Source organism: Lysobacter sp. M2-1 (genome assembly GCF_022662495.1).
Lineage (GTDB): Bacteria > Pseudomonadota > Gammaproteobacteria > Xanthomonadales > Xanthomonadaceae > JAKPBU01.
The window spans coordinates 110,372-130,423 of record NZ_JAKPBU010000011.1 but is presented as its reverse complement, the minus strand read 5'-3'; the positions used below and the strand labels follow the sequence as shown (position 1 = coordinate 130,423).

Genomic DNA, 20,052 nt, shown 5'->3' with positions numbered 1-20,052 from the left:
CGTGCGGCGGGAACCGGGCATGTGAATTCCGCCCAAAGCAGGGGCCGGCAAGGTTGCACAAACCGATTGCCGGCCCCGGAAACCGGTCCTGGAGATACCAGACCGCTAACGGACGAAGTTGTTCACGATGTCGTTGTAGAACGCCAGGCCCATCAAACCGGCCAGGAGGGCAAGGCCGACATATTGCCCTGCGGCCATCGCACGTTCGCTTAACGGGCTGCCTTTGACCAATTCAATAAGGTAATACAACAGGTGACCCCCGTCCAAGAGCGGGATCGGCAGGAGGTTGAGGATGCCCAGGCTCAGGGACAGCAGCGCGAGCACCGTCAGGTACCACGCGGGTCCAAGCTGGGCGTAGGCATTGGCGGTGCGGGCGATCGTGACCGGTCCGCCCACCGTGTTCTGCACCGAGACCCGGCCACTGAACGCGCGGCCGATCATCGCGAACAGCTGCTTGGCCTGGTACTGGCCTTCGCGCAACGCAGCCGGCATCGCGGCGATCGGACCGTAGCGCTGGACCGCGTCTTTCGGCGGCAACTCGCTGCGTGGTACGGGTGCGATGCCCAGCCTCCAGTAGCGACCTCCGCTGCTGCTGGCAGCCCGCTCCGGCGCCAGCGACAGCGCGAAACGTTCGCCGTTGCGTTCGACTTCCACCATCGCCGGCTCGCCGCGGGCGCCGACGGCCTGAACCTGCGGGCCGATGTCGTCAAACCAGGCGATCGGCACGGCGTCGATGGCCAATACGCGGTCGCCGGCGCGCAGGATGCCCGTGGCGGGCGTGCCTGGCGACACCTCACCGATCACCGGCGGCAATAGCGCGTGACGCGGGGTCAGGCCGACGCCGTCGAGCAGCAGCCGCTCGTCCATACCTTGCGGCAATTCCGATAGGCGCAGGTGACGGGTGTGCGGCTTGCCATCGGCGTCGCGAACCCGCAGCTCGACATCGCTGCGGTCCAGCGCCGCGGGCAGCAGTGCCATCTGCAGTTCGCCCCAGGTCGGGGTCGCGCGATCGCCCACCGCATCGACGGTGTCGCCGCGCGCAAGGCCAGCCTCGGCCGCGATGCCTTCGACGTTCCCGACCACCGGTGCGTAGTCGGGCCGGCCAACCACGAACATCGCCCATAGCAGGATGACGCAGAGCAGCAGGTTGGCCACCGGACCGGCCAGGACGATCGCGATCCGCTTCCACACCGACTTGCGGTTGAAGGCTCCATCGAGCTGGTCGGCGGGAACATCGCCTTCGCGCTCGTCGAGCATCTTCACGTAGCCCCCGAGCGGAATCGCCGCGACCACGTATTCGGTGCCGTCCCGGCCGAGGCGCTTCCACAGCGGGCGACCGAAACCCACGGAGAACCGCAGCACGCGTACGCCGCAGCGGCGTGCAACCCAGTAATGGCCAAATTCATGGAAGGTGACCAGCACACCCAGGCTGACGATCAGCCACCACACCGATCCGAGGATTTCCGTCACCGATTGCTCCGAAACTGCGCCCTGCCGGGTATGGGCCCGCACATGGGCCAATTCGCCGGACGATTATCCGCCATTCGGCTCATCCACGATGCGCCAGCCTGACCACCGCCTGGTCGGCGTCCCGCCGGGCCTGCGCATCCGCTGCCAGCAGCCCATCGAGCGAGCCGTCCGTGTCGTCGACGCGGGCGAGGGCGGCTTCGACCACCTCGGCGATCGACAGGAAAGCGATCCGGCGCTGAAGAAACGCTGAAACCGCCACCTCGTTGGCCGCATTGAGCACGGCTGGCGCGCTGCCGCCGGCTTCCAGCGCCCTGAAGGCGAGGGCCAGGCAGGGAAAGGCGTCCAGATCCGGTTGTTCGAAGTCCAGTCTGCCGTGTACCGCGAGATCCAGCAGGGCGACGCCGGATGCGATGCGCCGCGGCCAGGCGAAACCGACCGCCAGCGCGGTGCGCATGTCCGGCAGGCCCATTTGCGCCAGGGTGGATCCGTCGATGAAATCCACCAGCGAATGCACCAGGCTCTGTGGATGCACCAGCACTTCGATGCGGCTGCGCGGCAGGCCGAACAGGTGGTGGGCCTCGATCACCTCCAGGCCCTTGTTCATCAGGGTGGCCGAATCGACCGAGATCTTCGGACCCATCGACCACTTCGGATGCGCGATCGCCTGCTCCGGGGTGACGTCCGCCAGCGAGGCGCGGCTGCGACCGCGGAACGGGCCGCCGGAGGCGGTCAGCACGATCCGGCGCAGGGCCTGGTCGTCGCGCTGCGCCGGCAGGCACTGGAAGATCGCATTGTGCTCGCTGTCGATCGGTATGACGGTCGCACCCGAGGACCGCGCGGCTTGCATCAGCAGGTCGCCCGCCAGCACCAGGGATTCCTTGTTCGCCAGCAGCAGGCGTTTGCCCGCGCGGGCCGCGGCGAGCGTCGAGGCCAGGCCCGTGGCGCCGACGATCGCCGCAACCACGGTGTCGCACCCATCGCCGCCGACAAGCACGTCCAACGCCTCGTCGCCGGCATGGGCCTGGGTGGAAAGACCGGCATCCCGGAGTCCGTCGCGCAGCCGTGGATACAGCTGGGGATCCGCAATCACGGCGTGCTCCGGGCGATGGCTCGCGCACAGCGCCACCAGTGCGTCCACCTGGCGGCCGGCCGCGAGCACGCTCGCGCGCAGGCGGGCCGGATGGCGCGCGATCACGTCCAGCGCGGACGTGCCGATCGAACCGGTCGCGCCGAGGACGGCGATGCGCTGCACCGGCTCTGGACTGGGTGTGGAAGGCACTTGAGGAGACATCGGCTTATGCGTGGACAGCGTCTGCGCGTGCGCGAGGCCGTTGCCGTATCCCGACGGTCAGAACCCGAGCCACAGCTTGCCCAGCACGAACACAGGCAGTGCCGCCAGCACCGCATCGATGCGGTCGAGAATGCCGCCGTGGCCAGGCAGGATGTCGCCCGAGTCCTTCACCCCGATGTGGCGCTTGAGCAGGCTTTCGAACAGGTCGCCGACCACCGAAGCCAGGAAGGTGGCGAGCGTCACCGCAAGCACCAGGGGCAGCTGTTGTACGGTCGCCCCTGCATACCAGGCGAAGCCGGCGGCGACCGGCAACGCGCACAGCATTCCGCCGATCAGGCCTTCGACCGTCTTGTTGGGGCTGATCCGCGGGGAGAGCTTGTGCTTGCCGAACTTGCGCCCGGCGAAATAGGCGCCGGTGTCGCCGGCCCAGACGATCGCCAACGCGACCAGCAGCCAGCGGTGGCCATTCGGCTGGGATGCGTGCAGCAACGCCATCGCGCACCACGCCGGCACCACCGCCAGGGTGCCTGCGGCGAGCTTGAACACGCGCGCGTGGGTGTCGTGGTCGGATGCGAAGCGGTAGTGCTTCAACCACAGGCAGGCGAGCAGCCACCAGATTACGCCTATGACCACCGCCAGCTGGAACAGCACGAGCGTGCCGCCGCTGCTGGTGCGCGAACCCCAGGCCAGGGCCACCATCAGCAACAGGTTGGCCAGCAGCAGGATGGTGCGCGCCAGCGAGTCGTCGACGTCGGCCAGCTTGAACCATTCCCACAGTCCGACCAGGAACAGCGCCGCGGAGATCGCCACCAGCCAGGGCGTCGGCAGCAGCAGGATGCCTGCGATCGCGAACGGCGTCATGGCCAGGGCGGTGAGCACGCGGGTCCGGGTCATGCGTCGGCCTTGTCCTGGTGGTGGGTCGAGGGGATGGGCTGCGCCAGGTCACGCACCTGGTCGCCGGTGAGGCCGAACCGGCGCTCACGCCCCGCGTAGTCGTCCAGCGCGCGCCGCAGTGTGGCGGCATCGAGGTCCGGCCACAATGTTTCGGTGAACCACAATTCGGTGTAGGCGAGCTGCCAGAGCAGGAAATTGCTGATGCGGTGATCGCCGCCGGTGCGGATGAACAGGTCGGGTGCGGGCAGGTCGGCCAGCGCCACGCGCGCGCCCACTGCCGCTTCGTCGATCTGGTCCGGGCGCAGCCGGCCGGCGGCGACGTCCTCGGCCAGAGTGCGCGCAGCGTGCGCGATGTCCTGGCGACCGCCGTAGCTCGCGGCAATGTTCAGTCCGAGCCTTGCATTGTCCCTGGTCTGCGCCTCGGCGGCGGCCATGCGCTCGCGGATCTGCGGGGTGAAGCGGGCGCGCTCGCCGATGAAGCGGATGCGCACGCCGCGGCGGTGCAGCTCGTCCACCTCCCGCTCCAGCGCGCCGATGAACAGCTTCATCAACCCGCCGATTTCTTCGTCCGGCCGGCCCCAGTTCTCGCTCGAGAACGCGAACAGGGTCAGCACCTCGATGCCTTGCTCCAGGCAGAAGTCGACGCAGACGTTGACTGCGCGCGCTCCGGCGCGGTGGCCGATGATCCGCGGCCGCCTGCGCTTCTGCGCCCAGCGGCCGTTGCCGTCCATGATCACGGCAAGGTGGCGGGGGACGGGATCCGGGATTGGGGATTCGGGATTGGTCAAGGCAAGGGCCTGCAGGCGTTGCTGTCTATGCTGTCAGCGAATCCCCAATCCCGAATCCCGGCCTTTTCAGACCGCCATCAGCTCGGTTTCCTTCGCCTTCACGACTTCGTCCACATCCTTGATGGCCGCGTCGGTCAGCTTCTGGATATCGTCTTCGCTGCGGCGCTCCTCGTCCTCGGTGATCGCCTTGTCCTTGAGCAGTTCCTTGACCTGGTGATTGGCGTCGCGGCGGATGTTGCGGATCGCGACCTTGGCGTCCTCGCCTTCGCCGTGCACCACCTTGGACAGTTCCTTGCGGCGCTCCTCGGTGAGCGCAGGCAGGTTCAGGCGGATGGTCGTGCCCGCAGTGTTGGGAGTCAGGCCCAGGTCGGAAGCCAGGATCGCCTTTTCCACCGCGCCGACGATCTGCTTTTCCCACGGCGTGATGGTCAGCGAGCGGGCATCGGTCACGGCGACGCTGGCCACCTGCGACAGCGGCACGTCGGAGCCGTAGTAGTTGACCCGGATGTGTTCGACCAGGGCGGTGGATGCGCGCCCGGTGCGGACCTTCACCAGGGTGTGCCGGAGCGCCTCGATGCTCTTGTGCATGCGCGCCTGCGCGTCCTTCTTGATGTCGTTCACGCTCATCGCCCGCTCCGGTCGTTGGTCAGCCGCGGGATTATAGGGGAAGGGCCGCAACGGGCTGGCGTGCGCGACCGCATGCGGGCAAAGACGAAGGCATTGATGTTGCGGATAGTCCAGGAACAGCCCGCGGGCGGCGTTTCAGGCGCGCTGCGGCGCGTTCGGGTCGGTCGCAGGCGTGCTCGATCGCGGCGCGGCTTCAATGCGCATGCGGCGCGCGGTCGTGCAGGTCGTGGGCGCAGGCGGCTCCGTATTCGATCTGCAGGGTCGGGTGGTTGATGCCGAACCGCTCGTCCAGTTCATGGTTGAGCCTGTCGATGAAGTGGTCGTGGTCCGCGCCCTGCGCGCGTACCAGGTGCGCGGTCATCGCGATCTCGCCGGCGCCGAGCGACCAGATGTGCAGATGGTGCACAGCCTGCACGCCGGGCTGGGCGACCAGGAAGTCATGGACCTGGGCACGGTCGAGCCCACGCGGAACCGCGTCCATGGCCGCGTCGAAGGCGTCGCGCAGCAGGCCGAAGGCGCCCAGGGCCACTACCGCGCCGATCAGCAGCCCGGTCACCGGGTCCAGCCACTTCCAGCCGAACGTGAGCATGCCGATGCCGGCAAGGACCGCGACCAGTGACACCGCGGCATCGGCCATCAGATGCAGGAAGGCGCCGCGGCGATTGAGGTCGTGCGCATGTCCTTCGCGCACCAGCCAGGCGGCGCCCAGGTTGACCCCGATTCCCAGCGCCGCCACCACGATCACCGGCAGTGCTGGGATCTCGGGCGGCGCATCGAACCTGCGGATCGCTTCCCAGGCCAGTGCCCCGGAAAACGCGACCAGCAGGACGGCGTTGGCCAGGGGGGACAGCAGGGTGGCACGGCGCCAACCGTAGGTATGCCGTTCGGTGGGCGGCCGCTTCGCGATCGCCGCCGCCGCCCAGGCCAGGGCAAGTCCCATGACGTCGCCAAGGTTGTGCAGCGCATCGGATAGAAGGGCTAGCGAATCGGTCGCGATCCCGTACCCGGCCTCGAGCGCGGTGTACGCCAGGTTGATCAGCGTTACCCACGCGAACGTGCGGGTGGCCGAGCCGTGGTCGTGGCTATGCATGCGGAGCAGGGTGCCATCCGCGCGAGCGCGGACACAATTTCATCGAGGCGGCATCATCGACGAAGGAGGTGCGCGCGCGCGGCTTCAGTTCCTGCCGCGCACCAGGGTGCCGATGTCCTCGCCGCGCAGGATGCGCAGCAACACGCCCGGCTCGCTCATGTCGAAGATCCGCAACGGCAGGTCGCTGTCGCGGGCCAGCGCGAACGCCGCGGTGTCCATGACCTGCAGGTCGCGGGCGAGCACGTCGTCGTAGGTCAGCGTGCTGTAACGGATCGCGTCGGGATGCTTCTTGGGATCCTTGTCGTATACCCCGTCCACCTTGGTCGCCTTCAGCAGCAGGTCGGCCCCGATCTCGATCGCGCGCAGGGCGGCACCGGAATCGGTGGTGAAGAATGGATTGCCCGTGCCCGCGGCAAAGATCGCGATGCGGCCTTTTTCCAGGTGCCGGATCGCGCGACGGCGGATGTAGTCCTCGCACACGTCGTTGATCTTGATCGCGCTCATCACCCGGCACTTCGCGCCGAGCTTCTCCAGCGCATCCTGCATCGCCAGCGCGTTGATGACGGTGGCGAGCATGCCCATCTGGTCGCCGGTCACCCGGTCCATGCCGCCGGCGGCCAGCCCGGCCCCGCGGAAAATATTGCCGCCGCCGATCACCAGCGCCACCTCGGCCCCCGCCTCGCGCGCCTCGATGACCTCGTGGGCCAGCCGGTGCAGCACCTTCGGGTCGATGCCGTAGTCCTCCTCGCCCATCAGGGCTTCGCCCGACAGTTTCAACAGGATGCGGCGATAGGCGAGTGGGGGCATGGAAACTCCGGACGGCGTATTCAGGGTCTCATTGTAGTGGAGCTGAACGCCTAGAGACCTGACGGCACACACTGCCGTCGCATCTGGTCGGTCAGGCAGATCATCTCCATCTGCGTTGTCGGTTCAATAATCCGATTTGCACCGGTCGGGTCGCTGCGGCATCGCCTGGGCGGTCCCGGGCACACGAGGCCCTGGCGGCGGCTGCAGGAATGGCCTGTCCGCCGTCACGCCCGTTGCGAAAGTCAAAGCGTACTATCGAGTCGATGCCGTCCTGAGCGTTCGGCACAGGGATCCCGTGGGAACTCAAGAAGACCGGATTGCCCTTGCCGTGGCGCAACGGGCCGGGGAAGGGGCGGACGCGGCCCGGACCGCCGGCGCGATCGTCGCCCTCTGGGAACAGGTCGAGTCGGCCCTGACGCCGATCATCGGGCAACGAGGTGTGGCCGCGCTCTACAGACGCAGCCTGTACCTCGCCGCCGCGGCTCATCCCTGGCTCGAACCGCAGCAAGGCCCGCAGGCGACGATGGACCTCGCGGCCCTGAAGTCGGCGATGACCCGGCAGGACAGCACCGATGCCGCTGCCGGCGGAGTCGCCGTGCTGCAGGCTTTCCAGACCCTGCTGATCAGTTTGATCGGCTCCTCGCTCACCTTGCGGCTGCTCGACGCCGTGTGGACACCTCCTTCCCCCTCCAGCGGCTCACCCACGCAGGACCCATCGCAATGACCTCTGTCACCATCAACCGCCTGGCCACCGGCGTGCCGGGCCTGGACGACGTGCTGGGCGGCGGCCTGCCGGAATTCTCGTTCAACCTGATCGCCGGGCCGCCCGGTAGCGGCAAGACCACGCTGGCGCACCAGATGATGTTCGCGCTGGCGACGCCGCAGCGCCCAGCGCTGTATTTCACCGTGCTCGGCGAGCCACCGCTGAAGATGCTGCGCTACCAGCAGCAGTTCGCGTTCTTCGACAGCGCGCAGATCAACCAATCGGTCCGCTTCATCAACCTCTCGGATGAAACCAGCGCAGGCGATCTGGACCGGGTGCTGCGCCGCATCGTCGAAGCGATGGAGACGCACGCCCCGGCGCTGGTGTTCGTGGACTCGTTCCGTTCGGTGGTACTTGCCAGCGACGCAGCCGGCAACGCGCACAACCAGTTGCAGCAGTTCGTGCAGCATCTCGGCATGCTGATGACCAGCTGGCAGGCCACGACCTTCCTGATTGGCGAGTACTTCACCGAGACAGGTCCCAACCCGATCTTCACCATCGCCGACGGCCTGATCTGGCTGCGCCAGAGCGTGGAGCGCAACTCCATGGTGCGCAAGATGGAGATCATGAAGATGCGCGGGCAGCCGACACTGCCGGGCCTGCACACCTTCCGCATCGGTGCGGCCGGCATCCAGGTATTTCCCCCGGCGCGGGTGTCGAGTCCCCTCCGCGAACCCAAGCCGGCCCAATCCGTTGCGCGTCTCCACATGGGCGTGCCGCGCCTGGACGACATGCTGGGCGGCGGCCTGCCGCGCGGATATTCGCTGCTTGTGGCGGGGCCCTCGGGTTCGGGCAAGAGCATCCTCGCCGCCGCGTTCCTGGCCGAGGGCGTGCGCAGCGGCGAAGCGGGCGTCATCGCCGTGTTCGAGCAGCGCCCGGACCATCTGCGCAACCGCCGGCTTGCCGAGCTGATCGCCGCCGATCAGGTCGGGCTGGTGGACACGCGCGCGCCGGATCTGTCGATCGACGAGATCGTGCTGCTGATCCTGGACGAAGTACGCCGGCGCAAGGCCACCCGTGTGGTCGTCGATTCGCTCTCCGGTTTCGAGCTCGCCCTGGCGCCGACGTTCCGCCACGATTTCCGCGAGAACCTCTCGCGCATGGCCGCCGCGCTCGCCGCCGCCGGGGTCACCGTGCTGATGACCTCCGAACTCGAGGACCGCTACACCGACCTGCGCTTCAGCCCTTACGGCACTGCGTTCCTGACCGACGCCATCATCGTGCAGCGTTACATCGAGGTGGAGAGCCGGTTACGGCGGGTGATGGCAGTGGTCAAGGTGCGGGCGAGCGGGCATTCGGACGAGTTGCGCGAATACGCCATCGACGAGGGCGGCATCCGAATCGGCGAGACGCTGCCCGATCAGGAGGGACTGCTCGGTGGCAGGCCGACAAGCAGGCACGCGCCCGGTCCGAAACCCGCGACCAGCGACGATGACGGCTAGGCGCGCGTCATGAAGACCACCCCCGGCAAGGACGAGTCCGCGGCCGCGACAGCCGCGGGGCAACTGGCGCGACTGCGGGCGCAGGCCGGGCAGGCGCGTGCCGCGCTCGCGCGGCTGCGGCAACGGGTGTTCGAGGCGGAGCGCCGCCCCGATGGCGGCCGTGAAGCGCAGCTGGTCGAGGCCAACGAGCAGCTGCTGTGCTCGGCGCTGTCGGCCCGCAACGACGCCGACGCGTGCGCGCTTACGCTGCAGGAAATGTCGCGATCGCTGCGGCTCGATGCCCTGACCGAACTGCCGAACCGACTGCTCCTGCTCGACCGGTTCGCGCAGGCGATCGCGCATGCGCATCGCCATGGCACCCGCCTGGCGCTGTTGTTTCTGGACATCGACAACTTCAAGCAGGTCAACGACACCTTCGGACACGCGTTCGGCGACGAGGTGCTGAAGCTGGCCGCCCGGCGTCTGGCGGAGTCCGTGCGCGACGTGGACACCGTCTCCCGCCACGGCGGCGACGAATTCCTGATCCTGCTCACCGAGATATCGCAGGTTGGCGATGCCGTCGACGTGGCCGGGAAGCTGACGGCGGCACTGGGCGTTCCCGGATGCGTCGATGGGCACGAGTTTCGCCTCAACGCGAGTATCGGCATCAGCATCTACCCCGATCACGGGGAGGATGCCGATACGCTCATGGCGCGCGCGGACTCCGCCATGTACAGCGCGAAGCGGCGCGGACTGGGCAATTGTCTTTTCGGCGAGGACTGTGCCGGCGAGCAGACAGATCCGGTGGAGCCAGCGGATGCGCGGCCTCTTACGCAGTACGAGCGGACGCTGCTCGAGCACGATCGCCAGCATGGCCAATTGCGCGAAGCAAACGCTGAACTGGTGCTCGCCGCGCTGACCGCCCAGGACCTGCAGGCCGCCGCGGAACGTGCGCAGCAGCAGCAGAAGGAGTTCCTGGCGGTGATGGCGCACGAGCTGCGCAACCCGCTGACGTCGATCCGCCTGGCGTCGACCATGCTCGCGCAGTCCGGCACCAGCGATCCCGTTCGGATGCAGGCCATCATCGAGCGCGAAGTGACGCGCATGTCGCGCGTGGTTGGCGACCTGCTCGATGTTTCGCGCGCCAACACCGGCAAGCTGCGGCTTGAGCGGCGTGTCGCCGATCTGGCCGGAATCGTCGACGCGGCCGCCGTTGCCAGCGGGCCGGCGATGGAACTGCGCCGGCAGCGCTTCACGGTGCAGTTGCCAGCGCGCGCGGTGGCCCTGGATGTCGATCCGGTGCGGCTCGTCCAGGTGCTCGGCAACCTGCTCGACAACGCATCCAAATACACCCCGGAGGGTGGTGAGATCGACCTTGCCGTCGCGATCGTCGGCGACGCGGTGGAGATGACCGTGTCAGACAGCGGAATTGGCATCAGCGCCGAGGTCCTGCCGGAGGTGTTCGAGCCGTTCGTGCAGGACGGACACGCGATCGGTTTCAACGGTGTCGGCCTCGGCATCGGGCTGACCGTGGTGCGCGAACTGGTCGAAGCGCACGGCGGCAGCGTGGTCGCGACCAGCAGCGGCATCGGCCAGGGCAGCCGCTTCGTGGTCAGGCTGCCGTTGGGCGGATAGGCGGCCCGGTTCCAGAAACAAGAAAGCCGCGGAAGTCCGCGGCTTGTCCTGTGCTGGGCCCGGTGGGGTTCAGGCCAGGCCGGCCTGCTTCATCACTTCGGCAGCGAAGTCGTCTTCCTTCTTCTCGATGCCTTCGCCCACGGCGAGGCGGACGAAATTCAGGACCTCCGCGCCGCCGGCGGCCTTGAGCGCGGCCTCGACGGTCTGGTTGGTGTCCAGCACGTAGGGCTGGCCGGTCAGCGTGACTTCGCTCACCGTCTTGCCGACCTTGCCGGCGATCATCTTCTCGAGGATCTCCTGCGGCTTGCCGGATTCCTTGACCTGGGCCAGGGCGATCTCCTTCTCGCGCGCGACGAACTCGGCCGGCACGTGCGCAGGCGAGATGTAGGGCGGGTTCATCGCGGCGATGTGCATGGCCAGGCCGCGGGCGAGCTCGGCGTTGCCGCCCTTGAGCTCGACCAGCACGCCGATGCGGCCGCCGTGGACGTAGGCGCCGATGGTGTGGGCCGATTCCAGGCGCTGCATGCGGCGCAGCTGCACGTTTTCGCCGAGCTTGGCGACCAGTGCCTGGCGACCTTCCTCGACAGTGGCGCCCTGCGAGGTGCTGGCGGCCTTGAGCGCCTCGACGTCGGCGGCGCCGTTGCCCAGCGCGGTCTTCGCCACTTCCTCGGTGAAGGCCAGGAAGTTGCTGTCCTTGGCGACGAAATCCGTCTCCGAGTTGATTTCGACCAGCACCGCCTTGCCGCTGTCCTGGGCCATCGCGATACGACCCTCGGCGGCGACGCGGTCGGCCTTCTTGTCGGCCTTGGCCAGGCCGGTCTTGCGCAGCCAGTCGGCGGCGGCCTCGATGTCGCCGTTGTTCTCGGTGAGCGCCTTCTTGCACTCCATCATGCCGGCGCCGGTGCGCTCGCGCAGTTCCTTGACCATGGAAGCGGTGATGTCAGCCATTGCTTGGGACCTCAAAAAAGAAAGTAGGGCGGGATGAATCCGCCTTCGAAAAATCGGAACGCGCGGCCGTTCCCGAATGGGACGGCGAGCGGGTGGGCACCCGCCCTAGGCGAGGACCGGCCACCCAGCGTGGCGCGGCCAGGTTGCGCCGCGATTACTCGGTGGGCGCGTCGGCGGCCGGCTCGGCGTCGGCTTCGACCGCTGCGGGCTTGGCTTCCGGCAGGCCGTCGTCCTTGGCCGAAGCGCGCTTGGGCGGCGCGGCCTTCTTGGCAGGAGCCTTGCGGGCGGCCTTGCGGTCGACCGGATTGCCCTCGGCGTCGAGTTCGACGAACTCCTCCTCACGCACGGTCGCGGCCTGCGGCGCGGCGGCCTTGCCTTCCAGGACGGCGTCGGCGGCGGCGCGCGCGTACAGCTGCACGGCGCGAATGGCGTCGTCGTTGCCGGGGATGGCGTAGTCGACCAGCGCCGGGTCGTAGTTGGTGTCGACGACCGCAACCACCGGGATGCCGAGCTTCTTGGCTTCCTTGATCGCGATGTCCTCGTGGCCGATGTCGATCACGAACAGCGCGTCGGGCAGGCGGTTCATCTCCTTGATGCCGCCCAGCGAGGCCAGCAGCTTCTCGCGCTCGCGGCGCAGGCCCAGGACCTCATGCTTCACCAGCTTCTGGAAGCTGCCGTCGGTTTCGCCCGCTTCCAGCTCCTTCAGGCGCGAGACCGAGGCCTTCACGGTACGGAAGTTGGTCAGGGTGCCGCCCAGCCAGCGCTGGGTCATGTACGGCATGCCGCAGCGCTCGGCTTCTTCCTTCACCGCCTCGCGCGCGCTGCGCTTGGTGCCGACGAACAGGATCATGCCGCGCTTCTGGGCGATGCCCGAGATGAAGTTCATCGCGTCGCCGAACAGCGGCACGGTCTTCTCGAGGTTGATGATGTGGATCTTGCCGCGGGCGCCGAAGATGTACGGCGCCATCTTGGGGTTCCAGTAGCGGGTCTGGTGGCCGAAATGGACGCCGGCTTCCAGCATCTGGCGCATGGTGATCTGGGGCATTGCTTGAAACTCCGAAAGGGAACCTGCCGCCAGGGTCGGTAAGGCGGTCCGCCGTGCACGGGGCAGGGCGATCGGTTCCGGGGTTGGGCCTCCCCGCCGCTCCGTGTCCAGATCCCACGTCGTTCGGACGCGGGACACCCCGGCACGGGTGTTTGCAGCGGGTGTGAATTCGACTGCCCGGTTGGGGGCTGCATCCGTCGTGGACGGCCTGCCGACCGATCTGGCCGGAAAAGCCGCGGAATTCTAGCCTGTGGCGGCTTCGCTGGCAAACACACCCGGCCCAGCGCTCCGCATCGGCGATAATGTCGGCATGGGCATCCAACTCAAGACCCCCGAAGATATCGAGAAGATGCGCGTCGCCGGCCGCCTGGCCGCCGAGGTGCTGCAGGTCGTGGCTCCGCACGTGAGGCCCGGCGTGACCACCGAGGCGCTGGACCGGATCTGTCACGACCATATCGTTCAGGTCCAGGGAGCGATCCCGGCCAACGTGGGCTACCGCGGATTCCCCAAGACCGTGTGCACCTCGGTCAACAATGTGATCTGCCACGGCATCCCGAGCGAGGCGAAGGTGCTCAAGGAAGGGGACATCGTCAATATCGACGTCACCGTGATCAAGGACGGCTGGCATGGCGATACCAGCCGCATGTACTACGTCGGCACGCCTTCGGTGATGGCCAGGCGGCTGGTGGAAGCCACCCGCGAGGCCATGTTCCGCGGCATCCGCGCGGTGAAGCCGGGCGCGACCCTGGGCGACATCGGCCATGCGATCCAGGAGTACGCCGAAGGCCAGCGTTTTTCGGTGGTGCGCGAGTACTGCGGGCACGGCATCGGCAAGGTCTACCACGACGAGCCGCAGGTGCTGCATTACGGCCGTGCGGGCGAGGGCGTGGTGCTCCGGCCGGGCATGACCTTCACCATCGAACCGATGATCAACGAAGGCACGCGCCATACCCGGGTGCTGCCCGACGGCTGGACCGTAGTCACCAAGGATCGCAAGCTGTCCGCGCAGTGGGAGCACACGGTGGCAGTGATCGATGATGGCGTGGAGATCCTGACCCGCGTCCCGGGGGACGATAACGACCTGTGACCGCCTCCGCCGCAATCCCGCCTGCGGCGGTCGCCGAGCCGCAGGCTGAAGCGGACTTCATCGCCGGGGTCCGCGAACGCCTGAAGCAGGGCGACGCGGCGCTGGCCGCGCGGTTCGACGCTGGCGAGGACGTGGATCGCCTGACCCGCGCGCGCTCGGCCATGTTGGACTCCTTGGTACGCGAGGCCTGGGTCCGCTGCATGGGTGATGCGCCGGACATCGCGCTGTTCGCGGTGGGCGGATACGGCCGCGGCGAGCTGTTTCCGCAATCCGACATCGACCTGCTGGTGCTGGCCGGCCCTGAAGCGCAGGCCGTGCATGCCGATGCCCTCTCGCGATTCTTCGCGCTGCTTTGGGATGCCGGGCTGCCGGTCGGGCATGCGGTGCGTTCCCTGCAGGATGCGGGCGACGCGGCGCGCGAGGACATCACCGTGATGACCGCGCAGCTCGAGGCCAGATTGCTGCATGGCGATGCCGACAGCATCGCGGCGCTGGCCGACGCGATCGCGCCGGAGAAACTCTGGGCAGCGCGGGACTACTACTTCGCCAAGCGCGAGGAGCAGCGCCTTCGGCATGCGCGTTTCGGCGATACGTCGGACAACCTCGAGCCGAACCTCAAGGATGGCCCCGGCGGCCTGCGCGACCTGCAGACCCTGCGCTGGATGGCGATGCGGGTCTCGGGCGTGCGCGATCTGGAGTCGCTGATCGCGCTGGGCCAACTGGGCGGGGACGAATTCGGCACGCTCGACCGCGAGCGCCGCGCGCTGTCGCGCCTGCGCTGGGGCCTGCACCTGGTGGCCGGCAAGCGCGAGGAACGGCTGCGCTTCGACCACCAGAAGGCGCTGGCCGCGCGGCTCGGCCACCAGGACGATGCCGATAACCTCGCCGTCGAACAGATGATGCAGGGCTTCTATCGCAGCGCCGCGCGGGTGCAGCGCATCGGCGATCGCCTGCTGCAACGTTTCGAGGAACAGCTGGAAGGCGAGGGCGAACCCGAGCCGATCGATGCGCAGTTCGAGTTGCGGCGAGGTTACCTGTCGCTGCGCGATCCGGGCTGGCCGTATCCGGGCACGGACCGGCTGATGGATGCCGTGTTCGCGCTGTTCGCGACCTGGGCCGCCAATCCCGCGATCCGCGGGCTGCATTCGGGTACGGCGCGCGCGTTGGCCGAAGCGCTGAAGTTCCTGTCTGCGTATCCGCAAGCCACGCAGACGGAGCGGGACCGCTTCATGGAGCTGCTGCGCGGCCCGCAGCCGGTGCGCACGCTCGAGCGCATGGCGCGTTTAGGCGTGCTCAGCCGCTGGTTGCCGGCATTCGCGCGCGTGTCCGGCCGCATGCAGTTCGATCTGTTCCATGTCTATACCGTCGACCAACACACGCTGGCGGTCCTGCGCAACGTTGCCGGGTTCGCATCCGGCGTCGACGAGCGTTTCGCCATCGCCCACGACGTCTGGCCGCGCCTGCACAAGCCCGAGCTGTTGCTGCTCGCGGCGTTGTTCCACGATATCGCCAAGGGACGCGGCGGTGATCATTCGGAACTCGGCGCGGTGGATGCGCGCGACTTCTGCCGGGCGCACGGACTTTCGAACGGCGACGGCGAGCTGGTTGCGTGGCTCGTCGAGCAGCATCTGCTGATGTCCACAACCGCCCAGAAGCAGGATATCGCCGATCCTGAAGTGATCCATCGCTTTGCCGACAAGGTGCGCGACCGCGAGCGACTGGACTATCTCTATCTGTTGACCTGCGCGGACATCGCCGGCACATCGCCGAAGCTGTGGAACGCCTGGAAGGACCGGCTCCTGGCCGACCTGTACTCGGCGACGCGGCGCGAGTTCCGGCGCGGGTTGGAGCATCCGGTGGCCGCCGGCGAACGCATCGCCGAGACCCGGGCATCGGCCCAGGCGCTACTCGAAGCACAGGGCCTCCCAGCCGAGGCGGTGGAAGCGCTGTTCGAACGGATGCCGCCGCAGGCCTTCCTGCGCGCGCGACCCGACCAGATCGCGTGGCAGGCGTCGGCGCTGCAGGGACTGGCGCACGGTGCGACCCGCGTTCGCGTGCGACCCATCGGCGAGGCAGTGCAGGCGCAGGCTCTGGAAGTGTTCGTGCACTCGCCCGATCGGGACGGGCTGTTCGCGGCGATCGTGGCCACGCTCGATCGCCTCGGTCTCGCGGTGCAACGCGCACGGATTTTCGATGGGCCTGGCGCGACCATTTTCGACAGCTTCGAGGTGCTGCCGACCGATCCGGCGCGTCCGGTCGCATCCGCCGATCTCGAGCGCAAACTGCATGCGGTGCTGTCCGCGCCGCTGGACATGATCCGCCCGGCGCGGCGCACCCAGCCTCGGCACCTGCGACATTTCCGGATCGTGCCGCAGGTCGGCTTCGAAGAGACCGCCGCCGGCCGCACGGCGATGGGTCTGGTCTGCACCGACCGCCCCGGCCTGCTGGCCGACATCGCCCAGGTGCTGCGTGCGCAGCGCCTGCGCGTGCACGATGCGCGCATCGCAACCTTCGGTGAAAAGGCCGAAGACGTGTTCCACCTCACCGACGAGCGCAACCTGGCGCTCGATCCCGACCGCCAGCATGCGCTGCGTGAAGCGCTGCTGCAGACCCTCGACGGAGACCCGAACCGATGAGCCCACCGGGCAGGAAGAAGACGCCAACGAACCGCCCCGCAAAGAAGTCCGCAGGGGGCAGGGGCCCGCGCAAAAAACTGGCAGCGCAGGGGCCGGGCATCGACGAACTGAAGTTCACGATCGACAGCGCCTGGGAACGCCGCGCCGCGCTGACGCCCGACGAGATCGACGGCTCCACGCGCCCGAGCGTCGAACGCGTGATCGACGGCCTGGAGTCGGGCGAGTTCCGGGTCGCCGAACCCGACGGCAAGGGCGACTGGACGGTCAACGAATGGCTGAAGAAGGCCGTGCTGCTCTACTTCCGCACCCAGGACATGCAGCTGATCGAGGCCGAGCCGGCGCCGTTCTGGGACAAGATCCCGATGCGTTTCGCAGGCTATGGCGAAGCGCAGTTCCGCAAGCTCGGGGTGCGGGTGCTCCCCGGCACCGTGGTCCGGCGCGGCACCTACCTGGGCAAGGACGTCGTGCTGACGCCGTGCTTCGTCAACATCGGCGCGCATGTCGGCGCCGGTACGATGGTGGACACCTGGGCCACGGTCGGGTCCTGCGCGCAGGTCGGCAAGCATTGCCATATTTCCGGGGGTGCCGGCATCGGCGGTGTGCTCGAACCGTTGCAGGCCGCGCCTACGATCATCGAGGATCACTGCTTCATCGGCGCGCGCTCGGAAGTGGTCGAGGGCGTCGTCATCGGCCACCACAGCGTGATCGGGATGGGCGTGTTCATCGGCCAGAGCACCCGCATCTACGATCGCGCGACCGGCGAGATCAGCTACGGACGGGTTCCGCCGTACAGCGTGGTCGTCTCCGGATCGCTGCCGGCGAAGGACGGTTCGCATTCGCTGTACTGCGCGGTGATCGTCAAGCAGGTGGATGCGAAAACCCGGGCGAAGACTTCGATCAACGATCTGCTGCGCGGGCACGCCGAATGAGGCGAGGTCGCGACACAGCGCTGGCCTTGCTGGTCCTGGCGTTGTCGTGCGTGCCATGGACGCGCGCCGCCGCCGGCAACCCGGCGTTTCCGGGCTGGTACGCGGATCCGGACGCGCACGTGTTCGCGAACCGCTACTGGATCTTCCCGACCACCTCCGCGCGCTACGAAGACCAGACCCGGTTCGACGCGTTTTCCTCGACCGACCTGGTGCACTGGACCCGGCATCCCGACGTGCTGACCGCTGATGCGGTGAAGTGGGCGCGCCGCGCGATGTGGGCGCCGTCGGTGGTGGAGAAGGACGGCCGTTACTATTTCTTCTTCGGTGCCAACGATATCCAGAGCGACAAGGAACACGGCGGCATCGGCGTGGCCGTGGCGGACCGGCCGGAAGGGCCGTATCGCGATCTGCTCGGCAGGCCGCTGATCGACAGCTTCCACAACGGCGCGCAGCCGATCGACCAGGCCGTGTTCCGCGACGGCGAGGACTGGTACATGGTCTACGGCGGCTGGAAACACGCCAACCTGGTGCGGCTGAAGGACGACTTCACCGGCCTGCGGCCCTTCCCCGACGGCACGCTGTACAAGGAAGTCACGCCGGCGCCCGAATACGTGGAAGGCTCGCTGATGTTCGAGCGCGATGGCCGCTGGTACTACATGTGGTCCGAAGGCGGCTGGGGCGGTCCGGACTACTCGGTCGCCTACGCGATGGCGGACTCGCCGATGGGTCCGTTCAAGCGCATCGACAAGGTGTTGCGACAGGATCCGGAGGTGGCGACCAGCGCCGGCCACCATTCCGTGATCCAGGTGCCCGGGACCGATCGCTGGTACATCGTCTATCACCGCCGTCCGCTCGGGGATACCGCGCGCGATCACCGCCAGGTGTCGATCGACCGCATGCAGTTCGACGAACAGGGCCGCATCCTGCCGGTGAAGATCACCCACGCCGGCGTCGACGCCGATCCGCTGCCGGCGGCGAACGGCGCGCGATCGGATTCCGCACCATGACCACGATCCTGTACGGCCTGCAGAACTGCGACACCTGCAGGAAGGCGCGCAAGTGGCTCGACCGTTTCGGCATCGCGCATGCCTTCGTCGACTATCGCGAGCAGCGGCAATCGCCGGAGACGCTCATCGCGTGGAAGGACGCGCTCGGCGGCTGGGACGCGATGGTCAACAAGTCCTCGACTACCTGGCGCAACCTGCCAGCGAACCGCAAGATGCCCGGCAGCGACGCAGAATGGAAACTGCTGCTCAAGGAGTACCCGCAGCTGGTTCGCAGGCCTGTTGTCGTCACCGAGGATGGCCGGGTCACGCAGGGCTTCACCGATAACGGTTTCAAGCAGCGCTTCGGCGTCGCGAAATGAGCGAAGTCCTGGCCCTGGGCAAGGAGCTGATCCTGCGTCCGTCGGTCACGCCGGACGATGCCGGCTGCCAGGCGCTGATTGCCGAACGCCTGCAGCGCGCCGGATTCGCATGCGAGCATCTGCGTTTTGGTGAGGTGGACAATCTGTGGGCCACCCACGGCAGCGGCGGGCCGGTCCTGGTGTTGCTGGGACATACCGACGTGGTGCCACCGGGTCCGCGCAGCGCGTGGTCGAGCGATCCCTTCATTCCGGAAGTCCGCGACGGGGTGCTGTATGGCCGCGGCGCAGCGGACATGAAGGGCAGCGTGGCGGCATTCGTGATCGCGCTGGAGCAGTTCGTCGCCGCGCATCCGGATCATGCCGGCACGGTCGCGCTGCTGCTGACCTCGGACGAGGAGGGCGATGCGGTCGATGGCGTGCGTGAGGTTGCCGAACTGTTCCGCGCGCGCGGCCAGGCCGTCGACTGGTGCATTACCGGCGAGCCATCCTCGAAAGCGATTCTTGGCGACCTTCTGCGCGTGGGCCGGCGCGGCACCCTGTCGGCGACGCTCACCGTCCATGGCATCCAGGGCCACGTCGCCTACCCGGAGAAGGCGCGCAATCCGGTCCACCAGGCGATGCCGGCGCTGGTGGAATTGGTGGCGCGCCATTGGGACGATGGTTACGAGACCTTCCCACCCACCAGCCTGCAGATCAGCAACGTGCAGGCGGGTACCGGCGCCAACAATGTGATCCCGGGCGAACTGCAGGTGCTGTTCAACCTGCGCTACAACCCGCATTGGGACGCGTCGCGGCTGGAGACGGCGTGCGCTGCGATCCTGGACGCGCATGGGTTGGAATACGACATCGCCTGGCAGCGCGGCGGTGAACCCTTCCATACGCCGGAAGGGCCGCTGCGAGCGGCGGCGCGTGAGGTGCTGGCGGCATTTGCCGGCGCGCCGCCGGAGGAGAGCACCGGCGGAGGCACCTCGGATGCGCGTTTCATCGCCCCGCTTGGCGCGCAGTGCATCGAGATCGGCCCGGTCAACGCCAGCATCCACAAGGTGGACGAGCACGTGGCGGTGGCCGACCTGGAGGCGCTGCCCGAGCTGTATCTGACGCTGATCGAACGGATGCTCCGGTAGCTGCGGTCTTCGGCATCGCGACCGCGTCGGGCGGTTCGTCGTGCTCCGGTCCGGAACGTTCCGGCACACCCTTGCCGGGGAGGCTCGCCCAGTTGGAAGCACCAGGTTTCCAGCGCAACCATTTGCCGCTT

Annotated in this window: 18 protein-coding genes; 9 read left to right on the top strand and 9 right to left on the bottom strand. The window is 67.9% G+C overall.

Features of this window, described 5'->3' with window-relative positions; genetic code table 11:
• Window positions 1-105: 105 nt before the first annotated feature.
• The 7 genes from rseP to pyrH form a co-directional block, all read right to left on the bottom strand.
• Window positions 106-1,470, bottom strand: coding sequence for an RIP metalloprotease RseP (gene rseP, locus MC375_RS15855; protein ID WP_242104390.1), 1,365 nt, complete (start codon window positions 1,468-1,470; stop codon window positions 106-108).
• Window positions 1,471-1,549: 79 nt separating this feature from the next.
• Window positions 1,550-2,761, bottom strand: coding sequence for a 1-deoxy-D-xylulose-5-phosphate reductoisomerase (locus MC375_RS15850; RefSeq protein ID WP_242104389.1), 1,212 nt, complete (start codon window positions 2,759-2,761; stop codon window positions 1,550-1,552).
• Window positions 2,762-2,818: 57 nt separating this feature from the next.
• A complete protein-coding gene (locus MC375_RS15845) occupies window positions 2,819-3,655 on the bottom strand; it encodes a phosphatidate cytidylyltransferase (protein WP_242104388.1) in 837 nt (278 codons plus the stop codon).
• Entirely contained in the window at window positions 3,652-4,443 is a 792-nt protein-coding gene (gene uppS / locus MC375_RS15840) for a polyprenyl diphosphate synthase (protein WP_277929527.1), read from the bottom strand. Before uppS ends, MC375_RS15845 begins: the two co-directional genes overlap by 4 nt.
• 66 nt (window positions 4,444-4,509) lie before the next feature.
• Entirely contained in the window at window positions 4,510-5,070 is a 561-nt protein-coding gene (gene frr / locus MC375_RS15835) for a ribosome recycling factor (protein ID WP_242104387.1), read from the bottom strand.
• A gap of 193 nt (window positions 5,071-5,263) precedes the next feature.
• Window positions 5,264-6,160: a cation diffusion facilitator family transporter gene (locus tag MC375_RS15830; RefSeq protein ID WP_242104386.1), complete on the bottom strand. Its 897-nt coding sequence runs from the start codon at window positions 6,158-6,160 to the stop codon at window positions 5,264-5,266.
• A gap of 84 nt (window positions 6,161-6,244) precedes the next feature.
• Entirely contained in the window at window positions 6,245-6,967 is a 723-nt protein-coding gene (gene pyrH / locus MC375_RS15825; RefSeq protein WP_242104385.1) for a UMP kinase, read from the bottom strand.
• Window positions 6,968-7,262: 295 nt separating this feature from the next.
• On the opposite strand from pyrH, the gene MC375_RS15820 reads away from it, so the two are divergent.
• From MC375_RS15820 to MC375_RS15810, 3 genes are read left to right on the top strand one after another with little or no spacing between them, the layout of a single operon-like run.
• A complete protein-coding gene (locus MC375_RS15820) occupies window positions 7,263-7,691 on the top strand; it encodes a hypothetical protein (protein WP_242104384.1) in 429 nt (142 codons plus the stop codon).
• Window positions 7,688-9,172, top strand: coding sequence for an ATPase domain-containing protein (locus MC375_RS15815; protein WP_242104383.1), 1,485 nt, complete (start codon window positions 7,688-7,690; stop codon window positions 9,170-9,172). Before MC375_RS15820 ends, MC375_RS15815 begins: the two co-directional genes overlap by 4 nt.
• Before the next feature lie 9 nt (window positions 9,173-9,181).
• Window positions 9,182-10,786, top strand: coding sequence for a diguanylate cyclase (locus tag MC375_RS15810; protein WP_242104382.1), 1,605 nt, complete (start codon window positions 9,182-9,184; stop codon window positions 10,784-10,786).
• Between the two features lie 69 nt (window positions 10,787-10,855).
• Here the strand turns inward: MC375_RS15810 and tsf are convergent, their stop codons facing one another.
• Both tsf and rpsB read right to left on the bottom strand, forming a co-directional pair.
• Complete coding sequence (tsf, locus tag MC375_RS15805; protein ID WP_242104381.1) at window positions 10,856-11,734, bottom strand: translation elongation factor Ts; 879 nt, start codon at window positions 11,732-11,734, stop codon at window positions 10,856-10,858.
• A 154-nt stretch (window positions 11,735-11,888) separates the two neighbouring features.
• Window positions 11,889-12,779 carry a 30S ribosomal protein S2 gene (gene rpsB / locus MC375_RS15800; RefSeq protein ID WP_242104380.1) on the bottom strand — a complete coding sequence of 297 codons (891 nt, stop codon included), beginning with the start codon at window positions 12,777-12,779 and terminating at the stop codon, window positions 11,889-11,891.
• Window positions 12,780-13,089: 310 nt separating this feature from the next.
• On the opposite strand from rpsB, the gene map reads away from it, so the two are divergent.
• The 6 genes from map to dapE are packed head-to-tail and all read left to right on the top strand — an operon-like array spanning window position 13,090 to window position 19,921.
• Complete coding sequence (map, locus tag MC375_RS15795) at window positions 13,090-13,866, top strand: type I methionyl aminopeptidase (RefSeq protein WP_242104379.1); 777 nt, start codon at window positions 13,090-13,092, stop codon at window positions 13,864-13,866.
• Between the two features lie 59 nt (window positions 13,867-13,925).
• Window positions 13,926-16,502, top strand: a complete 2,577-nt coding sequence (gene glnD / locus MC375_RS15790; RefSeq protein WP_242104634.1) for a [protein-PII] uridylyltransferase — start codon at window positions 13,926-13,928, stop codon at window positions 16,500-16,502.
• On the top strand, window positions 16,499-17,431 hold the full coding sequence (gene dapD / locus MC375_RS15785) for a 2,3,4,5-tetrahydropyridine-2,6-dicarboxylate N-succinyltransferase (protein ID WP_242104378.1): 933 nt from the start codon (window positions 16,499-16,501) through the stop codon (window positions 17,429-17,431). Before glnD ends, dapD begins: the two co-directional genes overlap by 4 nt.
• Window positions 17,428-18,438, top strand: a complete 1,011-nt coding sequence (locus MC375_RS15780; RefSeq protein WP_242104377.1) for a glycoside hydrolase family 43 protein — start codon at window positions 17,428-17,430, stop codon at window positions 18,436-18,438. Before dapD ends, MC375_RS15780 begins: the two co-directional genes overlap by 4 nt.
• Window positions 18,435-18,797, top strand: a complete 363-nt coding sequence (locus tag MC375_RS15775; RefSeq protein WP_242104376.1) for a Spx/MgsR family RNA polymerase-binding regulatory protein — start codon at window positions 18,435-18,437, stop codon at window positions 18,795-18,797. Before MC375_RS15780 ends, MC375_RS15775 begins: the two co-directional genes overlap by 4 nt.
• The gene (gene dapE / locus MC375_RS15770) at window positions 18,794-19,921 is read left to right on the top strand and encodes a succinyl-diaminopimelate desuccinylase (protein ID WP_242104375.1); all 1,128 of its coding nucleotides are present in this window, start codon (window positions 18,794-18,796) and stop codon (window positions 19,919-19,921) included. Before MC375_RS15775 ends, dapE begins: the two co-directional genes overlap by 4 nt.
• Window positions 19,922-20,052 lie beyond the last annotated feature (131 nt).

What these genes read in the sequence shown, in the direction of transcription:
- MC375_RS15810 (WP_242104382.1), top strand. Translation starts at nt 9,182, where the DNA reads ATGAAGACCACCCCCGGCAAGGACGAGTCCGCGGCCGCGACAGCCGCG.
- frr (WP_242104387.1), bottom strand. Translation starts at nt 5,070, where the DNA reads ATGAGCGTGAACGACATCAAGAAGGACGCGCAGGCGCGCATGCACAAG.
- MC375_RS15775 (WP_242104376.1), top strand. Translation starts at nt 18,435, where the DNA reads ATGACCACGATCCTGTACGGCCTGCAGAACTGCGACACCTGCAGGAAG.
- map (WP_242104379.1), top strand. Translation starts at nt 13,090, where the DNA reads ATGGGCATCCAACTCAAGACCCCCGAAGATATCGAGAAGATGCGCGTC.
- tsf (WP_242104381.1), bottom strand. Translation starts at nt 11,734, where the DNA reads ATGGCTGACATCACCGCTTCCATGGTCAAGGAACTGCGCGAGCGCACC.
- dapD (WP_242104378.1), top strand. Translation starts at nt 16,499, where the DNA reads ATGAGCCCACCGGGCAGGAAGAAGACGCCAACGAACCGCCCCGCAAAG.
- MC375_RS15845 (WP_242104388.1), bottom strand. Translation starts at nt 3,655, where the DNA reads ATGACCCGGACCCGCGTGCTCACCGCCCTGGCCATGACGCCGTTCGCG.
- pyrH (WP_242104385.1), bottom strand. Translation starts at nt 6,967, where the DNA reads ATGCCCCCACTCGCCTATCGCCGCATCCTGTTGAAACTGTCGGGCGAA.
- dapE (WP_242104375.1), top strand. Translation starts at nt 18,794, where the DNA reads ATGAGCGAAGTCCTGGCCCTGGGCAAGGAGCTGATCCTGCGTCCGTCG.
- rpsB (WP_242104380.1), bottom strand. Translation starts at nt 12,779, where the DNA reads ATGCCCCAGATCACCATGCGCCAGATGCTGGAAGCCGGCGTCCATTTC.
- MC375_RS15780 (WP_242104377.1), top strand. Translation starts at nt 17,428, where the DNA reads ATGAGGCGAGGTCGCGACACAGCGCTGGCCTTGCTGGTCCTGGCGTTG.
- MC375_RS15815 (WP_242104383.1), top strand. Translation starts at nt 7,688, where the DNA reads ATGACCTCTGTCACCATCAACCGCCTGGCCACCGGCGTGCCGGGCCTG.
- MC375_RS15850 (WP_242104389.1), bottom strand. Translation starts at nt 2,761, where the DNA reads ATGTCTCCTCAAGTGCCTTCCACACCCAGTCCAGAGCCGGTGCAGCGC.
- MC375_RS15830 (WP_242104386.1), bottom strand. Translation starts at nt 6,160, where the DNA reads ATGCATAGCCACGACCACGGCTCGGCCACCCGCACGTTCGCGTGGGTA.